The sequence below is a fragment of the Anaerotalea alkaliphila genome (genome assembly GCF_010179735.1).
Taxonomy (GTDB): domain Bacteria; phylum Bacillota; class Clostridia; order Lachnospirales; family Vallitaleaceae; genus Anaerotalea; species Anaerotalea alkaliphila.
Genome location: NZ_JAAEEH010000023.1, coordinates 1 through 18791, shown reverse-complemented (window position 1 = coordinate 18791; position 18791 = coordinate 1). Strand labels below are relative to the sequence as shown.

General features: G+C 41.6%; 19 protein-coding genes and 1 pseudogene. 3 read left to right on the top strand and 17 right to left on the bottom strand.

All coding sequences use genetic code 11. From position 1 onward, the window contains the following. Window positions 1-24: 24 nt before the first annotated feature. From GXN74_RS09105 to GXN74_RS09050, 12 genes and pseudogenes are all read right to left on the bottom strand, one after another. Complete coding sequence (locus GXN74_RS09105) at window positions 25-651, bottom strand: RloB domain-containing protein (RefSeq protein ID WP_162370623.1); 627 nt, start codon at window positions 649-651, stop codon at window positions 25-27. Next, entirely contained in the window at window positions 638-1957 is a 1320-nt protein-coding gene (locus GXN74_RS09100) for an AAA family ATPase (RefSeq protein ID WP_162370622.1), read from the bottom strand. The genes GXN74_RS09105 and GXN74_RS09100 overlap by 14 nt, the downstream gene beginning before the upstream one ends. Window positions 1958-2118: 161 nt before the next feature. Beyond that, window positions 2119-2535 (bottom strand): phage holin family protein, encoded by a 417-nt coding sequence (locus GXN74_RS09095; protein WP_162370621.1) that lies wholly within the window; start codon window positions 2533-2535, stop codon window positions 2119-2121. A 69-nt stretch (window positions 2536-2604) separates the two neighbouring features. After that, a complete protein-coding gene (locus GXN74_RS09090) occupies window positions 2605-3678 on the bottom strand; it encodes a hypothetical protein (protein ID WP_162370620.1) in 1074 nt (357 codons plus the stop codon). 15 nt (window positions 3679-3693) lie between these two features. Then, window positions 3694-4821, bottom strand: coding sequence for a prophage endopeptidase tail family protein (locus GXN74_RS09085; protein WP_162370619.1), 1128 nt, complete (start codon window positions 4819-4821; stop codon window positions 3694-3696). A 21-nt stretch (window positions 4822-4842) separates the two neighbouring features. Further along, the gene (locus GXN74_RS09080; RefSeq protein WP_162370618.1) at window positions 4843-7122 is read right to left on the bottom strand and encodes a phage tail protein; all 2280 of its coding nucleotides are present in this window, start codon (window positions 7120-7122) and stop codon (window positions 4843-4845) included. Between the two features lie 104 nt (window positions 7123-7226). Beyond that, window positions 7227-8654: an ATP-binding protein gene (locus GXN74_RS09075; RefSeq protein WP_162370617.1), complete on the bottom strand. Its 1428-nt coding sequence runs from the start codon at window positions 8652-8654 to the stop codon at window positions 7227-7229. Window positions 8655-8819: 165 nt separating this feature from the next. Next, a complete protein-coding gene (locus GXN74_RS09070) occupies window positions 8820-9413 on the bottom strand; it encodes a type IV toxin-antitoxin system AbiEi family antitoxin domain-containing protein (protein ID WP_162370616.1) in 594 nt (197 codons plus the stop codon). A gap of 319 nt (window positions 9414-9732) precedes the next feature. Further along, on the bottom strand, window positions 9733-10143 hold the full coding sequence (locus GXN74_RS09065; protein WP_162370615.1) for a hypothetical protein: 411 nt from the start codon (window positions 10141-10143) through the stop codon (window positions 9733-9735). Between the two features lie 321 nt (window positions 10144-10464). Beyond that, window positions 10465-11040: pseudogene (locus GXN74_RS09060) on the bottom strand (major tail protein); the annotation flags it as partial. 38 nt (window positions 11041-11078) lie between these two features. Further along, window positions 11079-11426 carry a hypothetical protein gene (locus tag GXN74_RS09055; RefSeq protein ID WP_162370613.1) on the bottom strand — a complete coding sequence of 116 codons (348 nt, stop codon included), beginning with the start codon at window positions 11424-11426 and terminating at the stop codon, window positions 11079-11081. 20 nt (window positions 11427-11446) lie between these two features. Beyond that, on the bottom strand, window positions 11447-11878 hold the full coding sequence (locus tag GXN74_RS09050) for an HK97-gp10 family putative phage morphogenesis protein (protein ID WP_162370612.1): 432 nt from the start codon (window positions 11876-11878) through the stop codon (window positions 11447-11449). Window positions 11879-12000: 122 nt separating this feature from the next. Between GXN74_RS09050 and GXN74_RS09045 the strand changes: the two genes are divergently transcribed. Genes GXN74_RS09045 through GXN74_RS09035 form a run of 3 tightly spaced genes read left to right on the top strand, consistent with a single transcriptional unit; the run spans window position 12001 to window position 15249 of the window. Further along, window positions 12001-13239, top strand: a complete 1239-nt coding sequence (locus tag GXN74_RS09045) for a site-specific integrase (RefSeq protein WP_162370611.1) — start codon at window positions 12001-12003, stop codon at window positions 13237-13239. Then, on the top strand, window positions 13232-14233 hold the full coding sequence (locus tag GXN74_RS09040) for a tyrosine-type recombinase/integrase (RefSeq protein ID WP_162370610.1): 1002 nt from the start codon (window positions 13232-13234) through the stop codon (window positions 14231-14233). Before GXN74_RS09045 ends, GXN74_RS09040 begins: the two co-directional genes overlap by 8 nt. Beyond that, window positions 14230-15249: a site-specific integrase gene (locus GXN74_RS09035; protein ID WP_162370609.1), complete on the top strand. Its 1020-nt coding sequence runs from the start codon at window positions 14230-14232 to the stop codon at window positions 15247-15249. The genes GXN74_RS09040 and GXN74_RS09035 overlap by 4 nt, the downstream gene beginning before the upstream one ends. Before the next feature lie 152 nt (window positions 15250-15401). On the opposite strand, the gene GXN74_RS09030 is transcribed toward GXN74_RS09035, so the two are convergent. The 5 genes from GXN74_RS09030 to GXN74_RS09010 all read right to left on the bottom strand — a co-directional run bounded on the left by GXN74_RS09030 (window position 15402) and on the right by GXN74_RS09010 (window position 18477). After that, window positions 15402-15731 carry a phage head completion protein gene (locus tag GXN74_RS09030; RefSeq protein ID WP_162370608.1) on the bottom strand — a complete coding sequence of 110 codons (330 nt, stop codon included), beginning with the start codon at window positions 15729-15731 and terminating at the stop codon, window positions 15402-15404. Window positions 15732-15848: 117 nt separating this feature from the next. Next, window positions 15849-16160: a head-tail connector protein gene (locus tag GXN74_RS09025; protein WP_162370607.1), complete on the bottom strand. Its 312-nt coding sequence runs from the start codon at window positions 16158-16160 to the stop codon at window positions 15849-15851. 3 nt (window positions 16161-16163) lie between these two features. Next, complete coding sequence (locus GXN74_RS09020; protein ID WP_162370606.1) at window positions 16164-16388, bottom strand: head fiber protein; 225 nt, start codon at window positions 16386-16388, stop codon at window positions 16164-16166. Window positions 16389-16453: 65 nt separating this feature from the next. Beyond that, window positions 16454-17647: a phage major capsid protein gene (locus GXN74_RS09015; RefSeq protein ID WP_162370605.1), complete on the bottom strand. Its 1194-nt coding sequence runs from the start codon at window positions 17645-17647 to the stop codon at window positions 16454-16456. Window positions 17648-17652: 5 nt separating this feature from the next. After that, complete coding sequence (locus GXN74_RS09010) at window positions 17653-18477, bottom strand: head maturation protease, ClpP-related (protein WP_162370604.1); 825 nt, start codon at window positions 18475-18477, stop codon at window positions 17653-17655. Window positions 18478-18791: the final 314 nt, after the last annotated feature.

Below are 18791 nucleotides of genomic sequence, written 5' to 3'. Positions count from 1 at the left end.
GAGTGCCTTCCTGCTATTTGGATTTTATAAATCTCCGCTATCTTCCAAAACTTCTCTAAGAAATTCATGAATGGAGAAGTCGGGATTCGAGTAAATTGTTGTATTTCCAATCTTTGTACCATCAGCTATTACTTTACTCTTACGGATTGTTTTCGCCCTTCTAATTGCTGATTTTACATCTTCCAAGGTTACCTGACTTAGTATCTTATTAATGACTTCTTCATTCTTGATATTATCCGTTTGATTCAAGCCAAAGATTCTGCGAACATCTGAAATATAAACATCGTTTCTTGAAACGCTTTTGTTGTAGTCCTCTTTATGAAGGATCAACCATAAATCAAAATTCACACTGCTGTATGCATGATAGATGTGCCTGCCCTCTTTTCTTTTTGAAGGTTTAAGCTTTTTGTTCAGTGAATCACAGATTTCAATATTTCTCTTGAACTCCACTTCGTTATGGTCAAAATCAAATACTGCAGCACTGTCATAGTTCTCATATCTTTTTTCAAGACGATGTGGCGAATCTTCAAAGGTATTAAACTTAACCACTTTACGTGGAAAATCTTTAATCAACTTAGCCACATGATTTAAATACATTGTTTCCTGCTGCCCATCACAAATGCATAGATATGCTTTTCTATAGTTGGCCATTTTCATCCCCCTCACTGCTGTTTTGATTTAACAGCTTAGAAAAGTCGATGAAGGGAAGCGCTCCGTAGTTTCCTTTGAAGTAATTGATTAGATAATTATGGTCATTTCTCACTTCTTCAGCGCCAAAATCTGCCAGAGAATAGATGACACTTTCATAGGAATCCGTATCCTTTTCAACGAACCTGATCTGATCTCTTCTGAATATTTTATTGTTTAGATAAATCGGATTGTGTGTTGTGAAAATCAACTGTGCGCCAGCTTTGTTTAAATCACTGTCATTAAAAAGCGCCAAGATCCCTTTAATCAGTTCAGGGTGTATTGCTGCATCGAACTCATCAAGAACAAATACCCCACCCGATTTAAAAAGTTTCTCAAAAGGAATTGCAAAATCAACAAGTTTAAGTGTTCCTCTTGATTCCATGAGCTCTGCCGGTATCACGATATTTTCATCGTGGTATTTATAGATTGAGACAAGCTCCATACTGGATGATTCTTTATCTTCCGACTTGTTTGATTTAAAGGCGATCCCCTGTGGGCCAAAATCTGCATTCTTAACAAACCCATCAAGGATCTTATTCCATGCAAAAAAGTCTTTCTTTGGACTGTCTTCCAATGAAAATGTTAAATTCGTTTTCTTTAGAGTAAAGTCACTCACCACAACAAGCTTTTCTTTAAAGAAGTCCAGTACCATATCCGCCAGCTCATTGCTGATTGTACTTTTAAATGCTCTCGATAAGAACAGCTCAGATTCATCAATGTTTTCATTGATTTTTTTCTCAAACTGTTTGAGCAACTTCTCATCAAATTCAATTATATTCAGCGCTTTTTTGTCTTTGTTGATCTGGATCTTATCTTTTTCTCTCGTATATATGTTAGTCTTTTGGTCAGACTTGTCAATATAGGTCAGAAACTCAGAGACAATACGTCTGGTGTCTTTTTTGAAGGTACTCACTTCAACTTCAAAACCAAACTCTAGCCTTTTTCCCCCATAAATAAAATCAATCTCAAAGCTCATGGGCTTCTCAGATTCCTGATAGGCAAATGGGTAGAGTTCAAGATTCTTTAAGTTTGATATATTCGCCTCAAGGGACCCTGAAAGAACAATGTCTTTCATTACCGCCAAAGACATGATGATGTTGGATTTGCCACTGGCGTTAGCTCCATATATTACTGCTGAAGGTACAACCCTCAAATCATACTCTCTAATGAGATTATCATTAAGCGTGGTTTGTCTGCCTGCTATCATTGAAAGACTGGTCATTTCTTTGAACGACCTGAAATTTGAAAATCTATAATCAATTAACATTGTAAAACCTCCTCTATTAGGATTTCGTTAGTAGTCTTATTATACCCCAACGAGAAGGTTTTTACAACTTTACTTGAGTTTTTTCCTCAAGTTTACCTCATTTTTAATCATTTAAACCTTTTTACTGTCCTTTTGTGTCGATTAAACGCGTTTATTCAGTTTTATTTACTCCCATCCTTATCGCCTCCATCTTTTAGCTGCTCTAAGATGTCTTTCAGCTTCTCTGGAATTGGTAATCCCAGTCTTGTGGCATTTTCAATGATACTGATTCCTTCATTAGACAGATAAAAGAAAATGACTGCCGTCCTTATGGCACTGCCATCTCCTATAATGTTCTGGTCAATGATGTGGGCAACCCCTACCAGAGAAAAAATCACCACTTTCTTGAAAATCCCCTGTGCACCTACATCACTGGATAGATGTTTTTCTAAAACTGAGCAAAGAACACCAGTAACATAATCGATCACTACAAAGGCAATCAATGCATACAAAAACCCATCGTAACCTCCCAAAAAGTAGCCCAGCCATCCGCCCACAGCTGCAAATATCATCTGAACAATATTCCAAATATCTCTCATTGTTTTTCCCTCACTTTCGTAAATTTGTGTATATAAAAAGACGCCCGGAGAAGGACGTCATAGTTTTCATTAGTACGGTGCATAATACACATAGCCACTGGCTTTGGCATAAAACCCATCGCCGGGAATATAGATAGCTCCGTCAAAGGTATCATACTGGCTTGTTGTGAAACCTGGCTGCTCTACCCCTTCCCAATACAGCCCATCATTGGAAACGCAGAGCATACTCTCTTTTAGAAGGGCAAACTTCCCCCAATCCTCCATCCAGATGATGTTTCGTGGATTTGGGATGTTGTTATTGGCCAGGTCTCCTACCCATGAAAGATTGGTCTCTGTAATCTCAGTGGCATCATCATTCAGGACACAGAGCTTCACATAGTATGTGAAATCGCCGCCCACATTCGTGTAGTTGAACTTCATCACAAAGAGGACGTCATTTACAGAGCGGATAAACATATACCGGGTGTCATTCACATCCTCAGGTATGGTCGTGGTCCAAAGACCGGGACTGTCTGAACTAGCTATTGCGATAGATTTGTCTCCACCAACCACGCCCACAAAGTTTCCCTTATGGGTGGTCAAGTATTTAAATATTGGTACCGAAGTTCCATCAGATCCAACCAAGGTCCATGCCGTTCTTTCCTGTAGGGAATCGAAGCTGTAATAGACCGGTGATTTGTAATACCACCAACTGACGATACCAGAGCCTCTGGCCATATCATAAGCACCACAAGTCATGGCATTATAGGCGCCAGGACAATATCCAGCATTATACCAAGTGATACCATCAAATGAAGCGATAACATTGGCAAGGCCCACAATCTTAGCAATAAACACACCATTTGCCGCATATAGGATTTCAGGCTGGCCATGACTCCACCAAGGAACGCTGACAACGGTCCATTGCTTTGTGGTCTTGTTCCAGTAAGACATGTAAGGCGTCTTAGCGTAATAAACTGCAATCTGAGCATTCCCATTATCATAAACGTTAATCTGCTTTTCACTACCGTACTGAGTGTAGCCAAAGTTGTTATAGTACTTCTTGGTCCAGCTTAAAGTCGGAATGGTGAAGATAACTTCCCCCCTGCCACCAAAGGCTGTCCAGATGGCCAGGGTATTATTGAAAATATGATCATAGCTCATGGATTCAGCCCTCCTTTATACTTTCGTGACGCTGGTAATTCGTCCACCGCTATCCACGGTGTAGTTGTATGTTGCTGTTGTTCCGTCAGCATATTCAATATAAAAACTCATCATATCCACTGTTAAAGTGGACACTTCCTTTAATAGAAGCTCCGAGAAAATATTATCCAGTGTGATGCTTGTGATACGCCCCCCACTGTCGGTGGTGTATTGATACTGGGCATGATATTGATGGGTATCGCCCTTTTCCACGGTGTAGGTCACATCAATGGTGGTTTCTGTCACAACAAGATTTGAGACGATGGTATAGGATACCCCCAGGTCATTCACCTGGTTTTGAATGTCATCCACCGAGCTTCCCACATTATTTAAAGAACTTTCTATTCGGTAAAAGGTGTCAGAAATACTAGGTCTATACCTCCCAACTTCCACCCGGATGTTGTACCGGTAGAATGGATTGTATTCCAGGGAAATGATTCTCGTCTTCACATTGATTCCTAGGGAACTAAACACAATCTGCACATTATCTCCCACTGCAAGGTTCAAAAGCTTAAAGAATGAGATGTCATAAGAAGATGCATTCTCCCTGGAATCATGGGATACCGCCACGTTGGTGACATTCTTTGAATCCATCACCGGAATATAGTCGGTACTTCCCCTGTGACTTCGAATGTTGATGTTGTAACCATCGTACTCAATCTCGCCACCAAGGATGGCAATGTACTGCATCAGGGCAGCCCTTCTTGAAACTTCCTGATTGATCTTCATAGTGACACTCTCTGTGAAATCTACAATCCCCACATTAAATGGTGTACCTGAAAGAACCTGAGCAAGTCCCGCAGCCGGATCCCCGGTGAAATCAAACTCTGTGATGTTATACATCTCATGGTTTAGGATATAAGAGACGTGCTCGCAGATCACTGAACAGATGGGAAGGCTGCCCTGAAGACTCTTTGATATCTGAACGATTTCAAAATACTGATCATCCAGCTTGGCGATCTGTTTAACCTTTAGTGCCAGTGCTGATTTTGCCAGCACCGTAAATGAAAGAGTATATTCCCCTTCCAAGGTTTCTCTGACATTGGCACTCATCACTTTTTTGATGCTTTGAAGCAAAGTACTACCCGCATAGATTTCAATCAAGGCTCATCCCTCCTCTCTGTTTTATGATCCTGCTACTCCAAGGTTTCTGACGGTAACGGTGTTTTGATTCCACTGAAGTTGAGCTATGACACGGGTTAAGATGTTGCCATCGATGGTAAGTGGGATGGTCACATCAAAGACTGCACCTTCAGACCCACCCAAACTTCCAGAAACTTGAGAGTTCAGATCCAAATCAAAGTCTGTAGGGATAGCGCCCTGAATGTCTTTTTCAACCCCGCTCATAGCCTCAGTGAAACCTTCTCCGATACCTTCACTCATGTTGGCACCAATACCAGCAAAGACTTTTGAAGGTGAGCGAATGCCAAGTACGCCTTTGACCCCTTTAACAATGCCACCGACCATACTATCCACTTTGCCTTTCAGCCAACCAATCATAGAAGAGATACCATCCCACAGTCCTCGCGCAATATTCTTACCAACATCCATCATGGCTGGAATAGCCCTGGCTAAACCCGTAACGATTGCTGTAATAATTTGAGGTAGCTGTGCCACTAATTGAGGGATGGCACGAATGAGTCCAGCTGCCAATTGAACCGTCAGATTTACACCCATCTCGATGATCTTTGGTAGATTGGTTGTGATGAAAGTAATGATGCTATTGATGATTTGTGGTAAGGCTTGCATCAATGTAGGTAGCGCGTTTAAAATACCCTGTGCCAAACCACTGATAATCTGAAAAGCTGCATCCAGTACCAAATCCAGATTGTTGATTAATGTTGTGGCAATAAGAATCACTGCTTCTACAATAGAAGGAATCAGCTCTGGTAGGGCATCCCCAAGGCCAGTTGCCAAAGTCACAATCATGACAAGGGCTGCTTCCACAAGAGCCGGTAAATTGGCAATGATACCCTCTACCAAGGTTAGAACCAGTTGAAGCGCTCCTTCAGTAATCTGTGGTAAAGCTTCAATCAGTCCACCCACTATGGTCATGATGATATTGGTAGCTGCTTCAATGAGAGTAGGTAGGTTATCCAAAATTCCATTCACAAGGGCTATGATTAGATCTGGAGCCACTTCTGCAATGGCTGAAATAAGCCCTGTGACCACTTCCAGGATTTGAGGAAGAATGATGGCGATCTGTTCAACTGTCTCTTTGGCGCCTTCTTTTAGCTGCTCTGCGGCTCCCTCTTGTCCCGTAATCAGTCCTGTAAGTCCATCTAACACCATGGTGAACCCCGGTAGAAGCTGTGAGGTGATGTTGTTTTTCACACCTGCAAAGGAGCGAGTGAGATTATCCATGGCATCGGTATAATTCACTGCTGCATCCACCGATTCATCACTCATCACCAAACCAAGCTCGCTGGCTTTATTCTTCAAATCCTCTGTACTATCAGCGGTCTGGTTTAAAAGAGCGGATAACTCCACCGAAGCATTTCCTAAAAGGTCGTTGGCAATGGCTGCTTTTTCACCTTCATCTGAAATGCCCTGAAGACCTTTTATGGTCATCTCAAAAACTTCTTCTCGAGATTTCCCTTGAAGGTCTGCCATAGATATACCAAGACGCTGAAACTTCTCGGTGGCAGAAGAACTACCATTAATGGCATCGTCCACGGTATTGTTAAGCTTCTTCATGCCATTTTCCAGGGAGGAGATACTGGCACCATTTTGTGAAAGGACATAGTCCCACTCTTGATAACCTTTTCTGGATAGACCGATTCGCTGACTGGCTTTATCTATCTCATCACCAGCTGCCGCTGCCTCATTGGCCATATCATAGAGCTTTTTACCTGCGGTGACAGCAGCAGTCCCAATGGCCGCCATGGCCACACCAATCCCTGCAGCTACACCCTTCATGACCGAACCTAGCTTTTCAAACTTACCGCCAGAATCATCTGCTATTTTTGCAGAGTCTTTAATCTCATCTCCAAACTTATCCGCTTCTTTACCAGCATCATCAAACCCATCACTAGCCTGATCCAAAGCCTTGTTGTTGTCATCAAGCTCCCGCTCCATTTTGTTAAGATCAGCATTGGCATTGTTTAGCTGAATCTGCCAGGCTTTTGTCCGTTTATCATTTTCCCCGAAGGATTCGGCAGCATTTTTAAGGGCGGCTTCCAGGGTTCCTATTTTGTTTTTCTGGGCATCGATCTCTTTATTTAAGACTTCATTTCTTGCCGTCACTGCCTGTAGCGATTTATCCTGTTTATCAAACTGGGATGTGACCAGCTTCATCTCAGAACCTAGCACTTTGAAATCTCTGTTGATTTCACGAAGGCTATTCTTGAACTCCTTTTCCCCTTCAACCCCTATTTTCAGGCCAAAATTGCTATCACCTGCCATAGTGCCTCACCTCCTTCAGGGCATGAAAAAAGACACCTCATTTGAAGTGTCTTAAAAATGCTGATTGAAATTAATATCCATTGTTCCTTACTCTTATTTTTTCTTCATGAATAATACTTCTGATATTTACTCTTTGGTTTATCCGGCAAGGTCATTTTGATTTTATCCGCATCAATTAATGGATGAACATATGTTTTGATAAAATAACTAGGTGCTTCAAACCCAAACTTATCAGCGAGTTCTTCTCTTGTCCTTGGCGTCCTACAATAGTCTAGAATTTCCTGCTCAAGGTCAGAATTTTCATCCTGGGCAATTGTCTTTTTATAGAAAATCACCTTAAATACACCGCGCCTATCTATAAATACAGGAGCAGGCATATTAGCCTTATTAAGTTCAGCTATAACAGTCGGAATCCCAGAAAATCGATTCTCAGTATCAATCATAATTTCTAATGCACCTGCTAAGTATGGGTTTCTTGTATCAGCTGCTGCTTTTCCTAAATCGTCAATAGTAATTCTACCATACAGTCCCCCAGGGTTTTCTAATTCCAGCCTATCCTCATACATGATTAATCTAATCGGTGAACGCTCTGTATGAACACTGTAATCTCTGTGTATAAGTGCATTCAATATAATTTCTCTAACAGCCTTAATAGGATATTCTGGCTTATCAGCCCTAGTACCCTCTTCTGTAACGATCGTTTTGACTTTCATATTCCTTCGGACAAAAGCCAATGTACTTTCAAGCATCTGAGATATGGTTCCATCGATTCGTTTATTGTCTACAAATCGCTCTCCATCATCACCAAGTTCACCCATCTCTTTTCCCTGCACTACCATCGCAGTAACGCTTAGTTGTGGAAAAAACTCTTGTGGGTATTCACCAAGAAGCATGAGTCCAGCCAAAGTTGGTAAGCCATCTTGACTTATACCTTGGGTTTCCAGAATTCGTTGATCCTCAAGATTAGCGAGATTATTTTTTTGCCTGCGTAATTTTAATAGATACTCAGTCATATTGTCTTTTTTCAAATAAGACATTGTTGCCCGATCAACAGTACGAAGTTCATCATGGATTCTTCGCTTAAAGGCTTCATAACTATATATTTCGTATTCTGTCATAGGTTGATCAGAATCGCCCACACGAATGTAAGATCCTCTTAGCCTTCCAGCCCCTTTATAAAAGCAAGGCTTATCGTAAATGTCACACTCTGAAATCTCTGCACTTACGACTCTCTTTCCTTCAACTGTTGCTACTGTAAACAGAGGCCTAACGACAGGCTCCATTTGTAACGATTGTTCTACTACTTTCTTTTGAAGGTCTTGGGCATCATAAACACCTACCACCTTGTAACCAGAATCTTCATCAATTCCAAATATGATAATCCCGCCGCCAATCTGATTAGAAAAGCTAGATAACGTATCATAAAGCTTAGTTGGTGTACCACCTAATGCCTTTTTTAGTTCTATATGCTGTTTTTCACATTTCTCAGAAGTGATTTCATTAACTAATTGGACCAATTCTTCTTCTAACATCCAAACCCCTCCTTCTCACCTCCAATCATACTATAATTTTATGCAAATATCAATTCTTTATGCAAATTATTTATTTTTTAGGCAAATTAAAATGCTTTTATGCAAATTTAATTGAAATTTTTATAAAAGCATTTCTCTAATTTTTCATTAGTTTTATAAAAACATCTAGATAAGCGCTCGCAAATAAGGCATTAGAATATTCTTGATCTTCAGCAGTTCAGCATATTTCATTAGTTTGTTTAGGTCTCTATCCTTCCTTCTAAAATATCTTTTTAAAGCATCAAGAACAATTTCAATATCCTGGTTGTTTCGATCTTTAAAAATATCACAAATGGTCCTCTCTACATCATAAGTCTTGACCTCATTTCCGAATATTGTTTTTTTGCTGCAGATTCCCACGTCAATAAGATCCTTTTTAACAGTGTGAACCAGCAAGCCCTCTGCTTTTAAGCGAGTTGGATTATATCCATAAGGAACTGTGGCAACGTGCTGAAAGGGTACTCTGTCTGTTAGATCATGTAATAGCAACGCTGATTCGTGAGAATAGATGATTCTAGTGTTTTTCAACTGAAGAATTAACATTTCATCCTCTAACACTTCAGGTAGGATGTACACTCCACGAGCTGCTCGTTCTAATTCGCCATTAAGGACCATTTGTCTAAGATATTCACGATGGATATTATTCTCTTCAACCAATTTTGAAGAGATAATTCCATCATGTTCTTCAATCAGATTTTTTAACTTATCCATGCCTGTCATTGTTATTCACCCCATTTTGACATTTATGCTAATATTAATTACTATTTTAGCATATAAATCAAAATAAGTGTTGGTATTCTTATGTCAGAGCCGCTCGTATACTTTGCCTTATATACGCACAAATATGACACCTATAGCCACGATGGAATCACATCGTCGATCGATAGATTTAGCTTCGGCTTTGCAATCCCAATAAACTGCTTGTGACATTCCCAAAGGTCCATCAGGTATCCAATAGGCATCAGCCACACCTCATCTTCTATTCTGTTAAGGTGGGCTGTGCCAAAGTAGATCAGCCGGGTAAATAGTTCATCGTCACTTACCCGACTACCTCGTTTTTTGAGTCTTCACTCTCCACGTTTCTTTTAGTTCCCTTCATCATACTGGCCATGATGGCGTTCTTGTAGCTTGCCAGATCAAAAGGCGTTGTAAGAAGCTCCACTTCTTCCTCTGTGAGAAGCTCTTTTTTATTGTCCTTATTCCTGATATTGTGAATCTGAATAGACTGATTGGCTAGAAGTGTAATAAGCCACACCACCTCATCCAGTGCCATTTCAAAGTTTTCTGTTTTCATCAGTTTCTCGCCCAGATTTTCAAGACCGCCATAACGTCCAGCAATTGCCTTTGTTGCTTTTGTTGTGAGAATCATTTTGAACTCTGTGCCACCTACATTAATAATTGCGCTTCTATCTTCTGCTGCTTCAGTCAGTTTTACACTTTCATCTACCATATTCATCTACCTCCATTACGATACGATTACTGTTGCTACCTCAGTGGTTACATTATCTGCTCCACTTGAGCTAAGTACACAGTAATAGTAATAAGTGTCTGCAAGCAGATCCGTTGGAATATCAAAGCTTGCTGAAGTTTCTCCATTAATAAGTGTTCCGCCTGAAGAACTATTGATGCTGTTCTCATACCACTGATAAGTAACCGGATTCGAGGTATTGGAGCTTGCCACCACAGATAGACTTCCCGTAATGCTGCCGGCGGTCACTTCTGTTAAAGCTGCGGGCTGAGTCGTGATGGTAATCGCCGGTGTTACCGGAGTAAAGTCCGGTTCATACACAGTTGTAAACCACCCGGAAATAGTAGATGGCGCAACACCGCTATCTCCTTCGGTGACTTCGGCTTTCCATGGGTGTTTGTTCTCCCCATCCAGTTTGTTTCGTCTAAAGACCGTTCCCTCTATGGTGGGACTACTAAAGGTAATGGAATCACCTTTGGTCGCAAGGCTAGTAGCTGGAACGCTGAAGATAACTCTGTAAAGCCAAAAATATCTATAGCGCCCATTGGACTTCTTTGCACGAAACCCGATGGCCACCGGACTTCCTCCATCTTCACTTCTTGATACCACAACATTATTGCTGTCAATTTTGCATCCCGTAAGATCTTGCGCTACCACCGATCCAATGTCATCAATGCCAAGGGTCAGTGCGCCGCTTTTGAATTCCTTGACAACTTCAGACGCACCGTCATCTGCATAAAGAATTGCTTCAATCAGCTCCACACTCAGTTCTGCTGTCATGGCTTTTGCCAGGACTTTGGGTGTACCATAGATTTCGATGCCATTTTCATCTTCAGTGATCTTGGCGTAGTATAGACTATCCAATCCAATTGTTGCCATGTCTTATTCCTCCTTCAAAATAGCTAAATTTAAATCAGCTAAATAATCACTTCATATTCTTTCGCCACATCAATGGCGAAGTGGTGAAAACCAGTATCTTCTTCATATCCGAGATACCTTCTGTCCGTTATAATAAAGCCTGCTCCAAGCAAAACACTAACCACTTCATTTTTTCTAGCCTGATAGTTGCCTTTAGAGAACAAGGAGAGACGAACTTCCTGTAGTTCTGCACTTGGCAGATCATCAGCATAATGATCGAAGATATCGCTCATAGGAATTAGGACCAGATATTCATCCGGAGCCTTTTTACTAAAAACACCTGTTTCAATGGGAATCCCCAAAGGCTCAAGGACCTCGCCTATATCTTTCAAAATACTGTTATACATTTCGCTCGCCCTCCTTATCTTTAGATTTTGCTAATCTCTTCATCCAGCTTTCTTTTCATTGTTTCAATACAGGCATTTCGACTGGCTGTTTTGGCTGGTTTTAAGAATGGTTTAGCGGGCTGACCAGACTTTCCATACTCTAAGATATTGGCAATCTTAGCATTTGACTCTCCGTCTTTTCTAGGTTCATCAAAACCCACCTTAACATTGTAATTCCCGTCTCGATCCACACCAGCCGGCGTAACACCTAGCGCGTCGATTAGCTCTCCTGTCGCTCTTGACGGAAGCTTTGTATCGGTTCCAACGGATGCCTGTAGATTCGCTTTCACTTTGGCTTTCACCACTTCGCCACCAGCTTCCAGGACCTTCGGGATGATTTCATCAGTCTTCTCTGCCAAGGTGGATACTTTTAACAGAAAATCTTCTGGCATTTTAAATGAACAGCGTCCCATAATGTAAAGTCACCTCCTTTAAATGTTAATCCATCAAGCTTTACAGAAAAATTTCTTTCCATAATCCCGTATAATTATTAGTGAGTCTATTTGACTTCTAATCTATTAAGGGAGGAAAAATCATGGAAAAAAATTTAACTCTAACTGCGCTTATCGATGCCTTTATTGTAGAAATGGAACGACTTGACTACAGCAAGTCATTGATAAGGCATGTTAAGAAAGACTGTCGGCGGTTTTTAGAATACGTTCTTGAAACCACCAATCAAGATATTTTCTCTGAAGAAATCGGAGTGCGATATCTTTCAGAAAAATTCAACTACCCAGCACATTATCCCGTAAGAACACCGGACAGAGTACTAGAAGCCGTCCGCTGCGTTCGAAGATTGGGTGAAATGCAATTGTTTGGAGCTTTTCGTAGGCAATGGTCATCACATAAAGAAACCGACTGGTATCTTAACGATAGAAGAATTGTCAATGCCTACTTGAATGGTGTTCAGACTGCCGATCACCGTGAGTCCACTAAAGCATTACGGAAGCACAACATCAAAAGGTTTTATGATTTTATGGGGTTTCGTGGCCTCTGTGGTATATCGGATGTATCAGCAAAGTTAATTTCTGACTATACGCTTTCATTACAAGGTTGTGCGCCAACATCAGTTCAACAGATGCTTTCCACGTTAAAAAATTATTTTCGTTTTCTTTTTCGTAACAGTTACTGCACTAAGGACTGGTCTTCATGCATTCCAAAAGTGAGTGTGAAACAAAATCTAACTATTCCCGCACTTTGGGAAAAAAATGAAATTGAACTCTTGATGAGAAGCATTGATCGCACAAGCCCTGTAGGTAAACGTGATTATGCAGTGATTCTTTTGGCAGTACAACTTGGACTTAGGAGTTCAGATATCGCTGGATTAAAGCTTGAATCACTAAAATGGGATCGCAATGAGATAGACCTAGTGCAATACAAAACGGGAAAAAGATTAATTCACCCCCTTTGTGATGATGTGGGATGGGCTATTATTGATTATTTAAGATATGCGCGCCCCACTGTTGAAAGCGATTTGGTATTTCTAACCGCAAATGCACCATATAGAAAACTAAAATCCCCGTCAGTAAGTTCCATATTAACGAAATACACTCGCTTGTGTGGAATAACTAAGCCTTCTGGAACTACAAAGGGAGTTCATTCACTACGACACGGATTTGCTCGAAGGCTATTGGAGCAAGGAACACCGCTTCCTGAAGTTTCAGATATTATGGGACATGTAAGCTGTTCTTCCACAACACCTTATCTAAAAGTTGATGTTGAAGGCTTGCGAAAATGTACACTTTCGTTACCGGAGGTGATGGAATTTGAATAATTCTCATAAACCACCGGAATGCACATACAGCGGTGTGCTTGCCCAAATATGCAAAGCATTCATCATTGAAAAACGTGCAGTTGGATATGAATACAGATCTGAAGATGAAAGGCTCAGCGAATTTAGTCGGTTCTCAGAAAACTACAATATCCCCTCAGAAACACTTACGGAGGAAGTTGTAAAAGCGTGGATTTCTCCAAGACCGATGGAATCAGATCGTACTCGCTACCACCGATTTTCGATTATACGTCAGTTTGCAGAATACATGATTCGTATGGGGTATGCCGCATATATCCCTTCAAGCTCTGAACTTGGAAAACTGCATAAGAGCTTTGTACCATATATCTTTACACATGAAGAAATTAATCGATTCTTTAATGCTGTTGATTCTATGCAACCATTCGCAAAAACAAGTGCTCCTCGTAGGCATTTAGTTATGCCTGTTTTATTCCGACTTTTGTATTGTTGTGGTCTGCGTCTATCAGAAGCTACTCATCTTCGAGGAAAGGATGTTGATTTACAATCAGGTATACTTACTATCCAGGACAGCAAGTTTGGGAAAAGTCGCTATGTCCCGATGTCTGAAGAGTTAACAACAGTTTGTGCAAAGTATTCCAAAACGAGATTGATTGATGACACGGATGATTGGTTCTTACCTTCACGCGATGGAGGCTATTATGGAAATCGTTCGGTTTACTCTACTTTTCGCAGATTACTATTACAAGCTCAAATCCATCATGGTGGTCGAGGTAAAGGGCCAAGAGTTCACGATTTTCGCCACACCTTCGCAGTTCATTGCTTACAAAAATGGACAGCGAATGGTGATGACATCACAACAGCACTACCATACCTTAGGGAATATCTCGGACATGAACACATAAGCGCTACTGAACAGTATTTACGAATGACCGCAGAAGTTTATCCTGAAATCTCTGCACTTATGCAAGAAAAATACGGATACATCATTCCTGGAATGGAGGTCGTTGTCAAATGAAAACTACCGATTTTGCGGAATGCTTGTCAGTATACCTAACAATGTATCTTCCCGGGGAAGCAGGACTTTCCCAAAATACGATAATGTCATACCGTGACACTTTCAAACTGATACTGTCTTTTTCAGCAGAACACCATAACTTAAATCCTGAAAAAATCACACTAAATGACTTCACTGCTGAGTTCGTCTCTGAGTTTCTTACTTGGCTGGAGCATGACCGAGGATGTAGTGTGTCTACTCGAAACATTAGACTCTCTGCAATAAGAGCATTTGCGAGGTATGCGAGTTTACGAAAACCTGAGTATGTTTTCGAGCATCAAAAAATTCTCGGATTACGCTTTAAAAAGAAACCCGCTCCACTATTGGCCCACTTGTCACCAGAGTTGGTTAGTGCAGTTATTACTCAGACAAATGCAAGAAATTCATATGGAAGGCGTGACAGAGCACTTTTGAGTTTAATGTACGATTCGGGAGCACGTGTTCAGGAAATCTGCGATATACAAGTCAGCGATGTGCGAACACAAAAACCATACACCGTTAAATTAACTGGTAAAGGTCAAAAGACCCGCGCTGTTCCAATTATGGAAAGCACAGCATTACTACTCACAGAATATATTACTGAACAAGGGTTAACAGCTAATGGTAGGGGTGATTATCCACTGTTCCAAAACCATCAACGTCATAAGCTTAGTAGAGCAGGAGTAGCATATATTCTAAAAAAATATTGTGACGCGGCCAGAATTCTTAATCCTGAACTGCCTAAACATATTTCACCACATGTCTTGAGACATTCAAAAGCAATGCATTTACTCCAGGCTGGGGTTAATATGATTTACATTCGGGATTTTTTAGGGCATGTACACGTTGAAACAACCGAAGTTTACGCAAAAGCTGATACTGAGATGCGGCGAAAATCTATTGAATCCGCACAAATACGTATTGACGCTGACCTTCCACAATGGACTGCAGATAAATCTTTGATGCAGATGCTCATCGATCTTTGTGGCAAGGAGTAAATTCAAATATTATGGAAAGAGTTTGAATGAAATATTCAGGCTCTTTCTTCATTAAAGGAGGTGACTTTACATTATGGGACGCTGTTCATTTCAGATGTAATGAAAAGCTTTCCATAACATTTTGTAAGATCCCCGTGCCATGAAATCACCCCCTAGTCCTTCGTGGCTTCTATCTTTTCTGTTGCTGCTTCTAAATAAAATCCCATAATAACCTCAACGCTTAAGACTTTATACTCACCAGTATCACATCGAATGAGCATGCCAGGTTCAATCACCACATCAGGAATCCGTCTGAACTGAAAGGTTGCATTGGCTTTGGTGTAGGCGGCCATATTGGCCCACTTTCTTGAACCGTGCCTTTCATCCCTATACGCACGAACGCTGGCGATGACCTCTTCTCCCTTTGAAGAGAATCCTTCATCATCCTTCATGGGAATCGTATCGATGATGTCGATTCGGGTGTTCATCTTCCCAAAACTCATACCCTTCACCTGCCTTTACTGCCTTTTCCTCATAACCATGACTGCGATCCTTTCGCCTGCCTTTTCGGTAGCATCTTTTCTGACGTTTCCTTCTTTTCTTCACCCATAGCCGTTTCATCAGACCTGCCATTCCTTTCCCATGCGTAGAAGTAGATGGACCGTCTTCCACACCTGCTCTGAAGCACTGACATTGTCATTAAAAAAGCCCCCAGTGGAGCCATCGCGACTCTCATAAAAATGAGAAGCCAGCATAATGACCCCTTGCTCGGTGGCCGGTGACATGGTGTTATCTGTGTAGTAGCCTTCTCCAAGATGCTGATAATTTTCGGTATAACTGATGGCGGCAGCGAGTACACCTTCTAGTAAGGTATCATCCTCATTATGGGTTAGAATGAGATTTGCTTTAACCTTCTCAAGAAGTGCCATCATTTATCACTCGCTTTCCATAAGACCAGCAGCTTTTAGTTTCGCAAGTAGCGCATTGAAATCAGAAACAAGACCAGCTACCTCGGTTGCTGTACTATCTGCTTGAACAGCTGCAGGCTTTAACTCCGTATCACGAAAGGTGATTTTACCTTCTGCAGTTACAGCAAGCTCACCACCGATGACAGTTTTACCGCCACCTTGCTCGGTATAGTTTTTCGTGTTATATCCCATGGTTTTTCCCTCCTTATCAAAGTGAAAGGAAGGCAGCTATGATGGCCACCTTCCCGTTAAATTACTTAGGCTTTCTGCTGAAGTACCTTAATCGCTTCAGGAAGAATCAGCTTCGCATCCAGTCTCTGTGATACAAGGAAACCGACCTGACCATTGGCTGCATACAGTTCGTTCAATCTCTTAAAGGTTCTGCCCTGACGGTCTGCAATCCAGTAGTACTTGAAGTCTCCAAAGAGAATGGTTTTTTCACCGGCTGCGGCTGCAGGCATATACTGAGAAGTCACCACTGGTCGATTGAGAATCGTATCTGGAACTCCTGACTGAATGGATGGCTGCCACAAATACTGCCCCTGACCATCTTTCAGCTTTCTGATGACTTTGATGGTGGCATCATTCACTAGGAATGTAGCATTCTTTCTGTAGGCCGACTTCAAGCTGTGATAAAGGTCCATTACCTCATCGATGGTAATAGCTGTGGCACTTGCTGCCGTAACACCAAGGCTTGCACCACCTGTAGCATTTAGAAGCCCTGTAGGCTTTGCAGTACCGTTACCTGTAATGAAACCTTCCTCTTCAGCCGCCCCGATTCTTCTTGCAAACTCAGCTGCGATATAAGCCTCAAGGTCGAAGTAGCTGTCATTAAGAAGCTCATCAGATACTTTCAGCATGGTTCCAAGTTTGTAGGCGGACAAGGTCACCTGAGTGAAGGCGTCATCACTCTCTGCAAAAGCACCCTCTTCATCCATCCATGCTGCGGATCCGTGACTTGCCACCACAGGAATCTTTCTATCCCCATAGCTGGTCGTGATCACGTTACAAAGATTTCTAAGGACATTAGCTTCCTGAAGTGCCTGAATCAGTTGGTTCTCATATTCATCCGGTACAAGGAAGCCACCTTCTGAATCTGTACCAATCTGCAGAGCGTTTTGAACGGAAGGGTTCATCTTGTTTCTCATGGCACCCCAAAATGCACTCTTATAGGCATCGGACGCTCTACCTGTTTTTTCTTCGGTCATCTTCTCAGGTCTGGAAGCTAGGGGTCTTGTGATGGCGGCTGAAAGCTCTCTGTCCATCATTTCCTGACGCTCAAGGCGCTCGATTTCCTTACCCAGGCTGACCACTTCATCCTCCATCTTTTCATAAACTGCATTGTCTTCTGGTTTGATTAGACCATTTTCCTGACGATGTTCATCAAGGAATACTTTCGTCTGCTCCCAAACCTTGGCACGTTTCTCTCTTAGTTCTTGAATTTTACTCATATTCATTACCTCCAATTTTTAATCAGCTCCAGCCGTCTTTCCAGCTGGGCAATAGGGATCTGGTTTACTGAATTGTCAGGATCCTTCAAATCGTCTTCACCTTGTGTTTCAGGATCTGCACTCTTTTCCGGCTCCTTTGTTTTACCACCATCATCAACATGCGCCTTAAGGTACTTCATCCTCGCCTGAATACCAGGGAGTTTATTTCTTAGAGCGTTTGTCACTGTCATCTGGTCAAAGATAAAACCACCAGCACCCTCATCTACCGGCTCTGATTCATAGAGAATCTTGTCGGCAAACTTAAGCTCGATGGCTTTGTGGGCACTCATCCAGGTTTCAGCGTCCATCATGTGTGCTATTTTCGCTCTGGAAAGTCCCGTCTTTGTCTGATAGGCATTGATAATACTCTCCTTCACTTCACTTAGCAGGTTAATCCCCACCTGTAGATCCGCCACCTCACCAGCAATAAGCATGGCTGGGTTATGAATCATAAACACTGACAGCGGAGAAACACACACCTCATCTCCTGCCATGGCAATGACTGAAGCAGCACTTGCTGCAAGACCATCCACATGGACACTAACTTTACCGGGATACTCTTTCAGCATGTTGTAAATCTGTGCAGCAGCAAAGGTGTCACCACCTGGTGAGTGTATCTTTACAACAATGTCATCCGCCGACGGACCACTATCATAAAGCTCTGTCTTGAATTGTTTAGGGGTGATGTCGTCATCAAACCAAGAAGACTCTGCAATATAACCTTCAAGATGCAGGGTTCTCACAGGAGACTCTTCAGCTTCATTCACCACCCAGCGCCAAAATTTATCCATCAAATCGACCTCCTTTTTGGGCATAGAAAAAGCACTCCCCATCTTGAGAAATGCTGTTGATACCGCTCGTTAATTTTGTAGTTGTCCACAGTAATTGGCCAAGTTATACACTTATCATCATGGCGCATCACCACCACTCTCATCCAGGGCTTTCTTTGCATAGGCCTTATGCGAAGCTAAACATTACGCGTTTTATGGAAAGTAAGTGATAATGTTGAGTAAAAAGAAAAGCACCGTTAAAAATCGATGCTTTTCAATCTTTACAGAGTCACTTACTTCACATTATTTTTTAGTGCTAAAATTTCTTAACCACT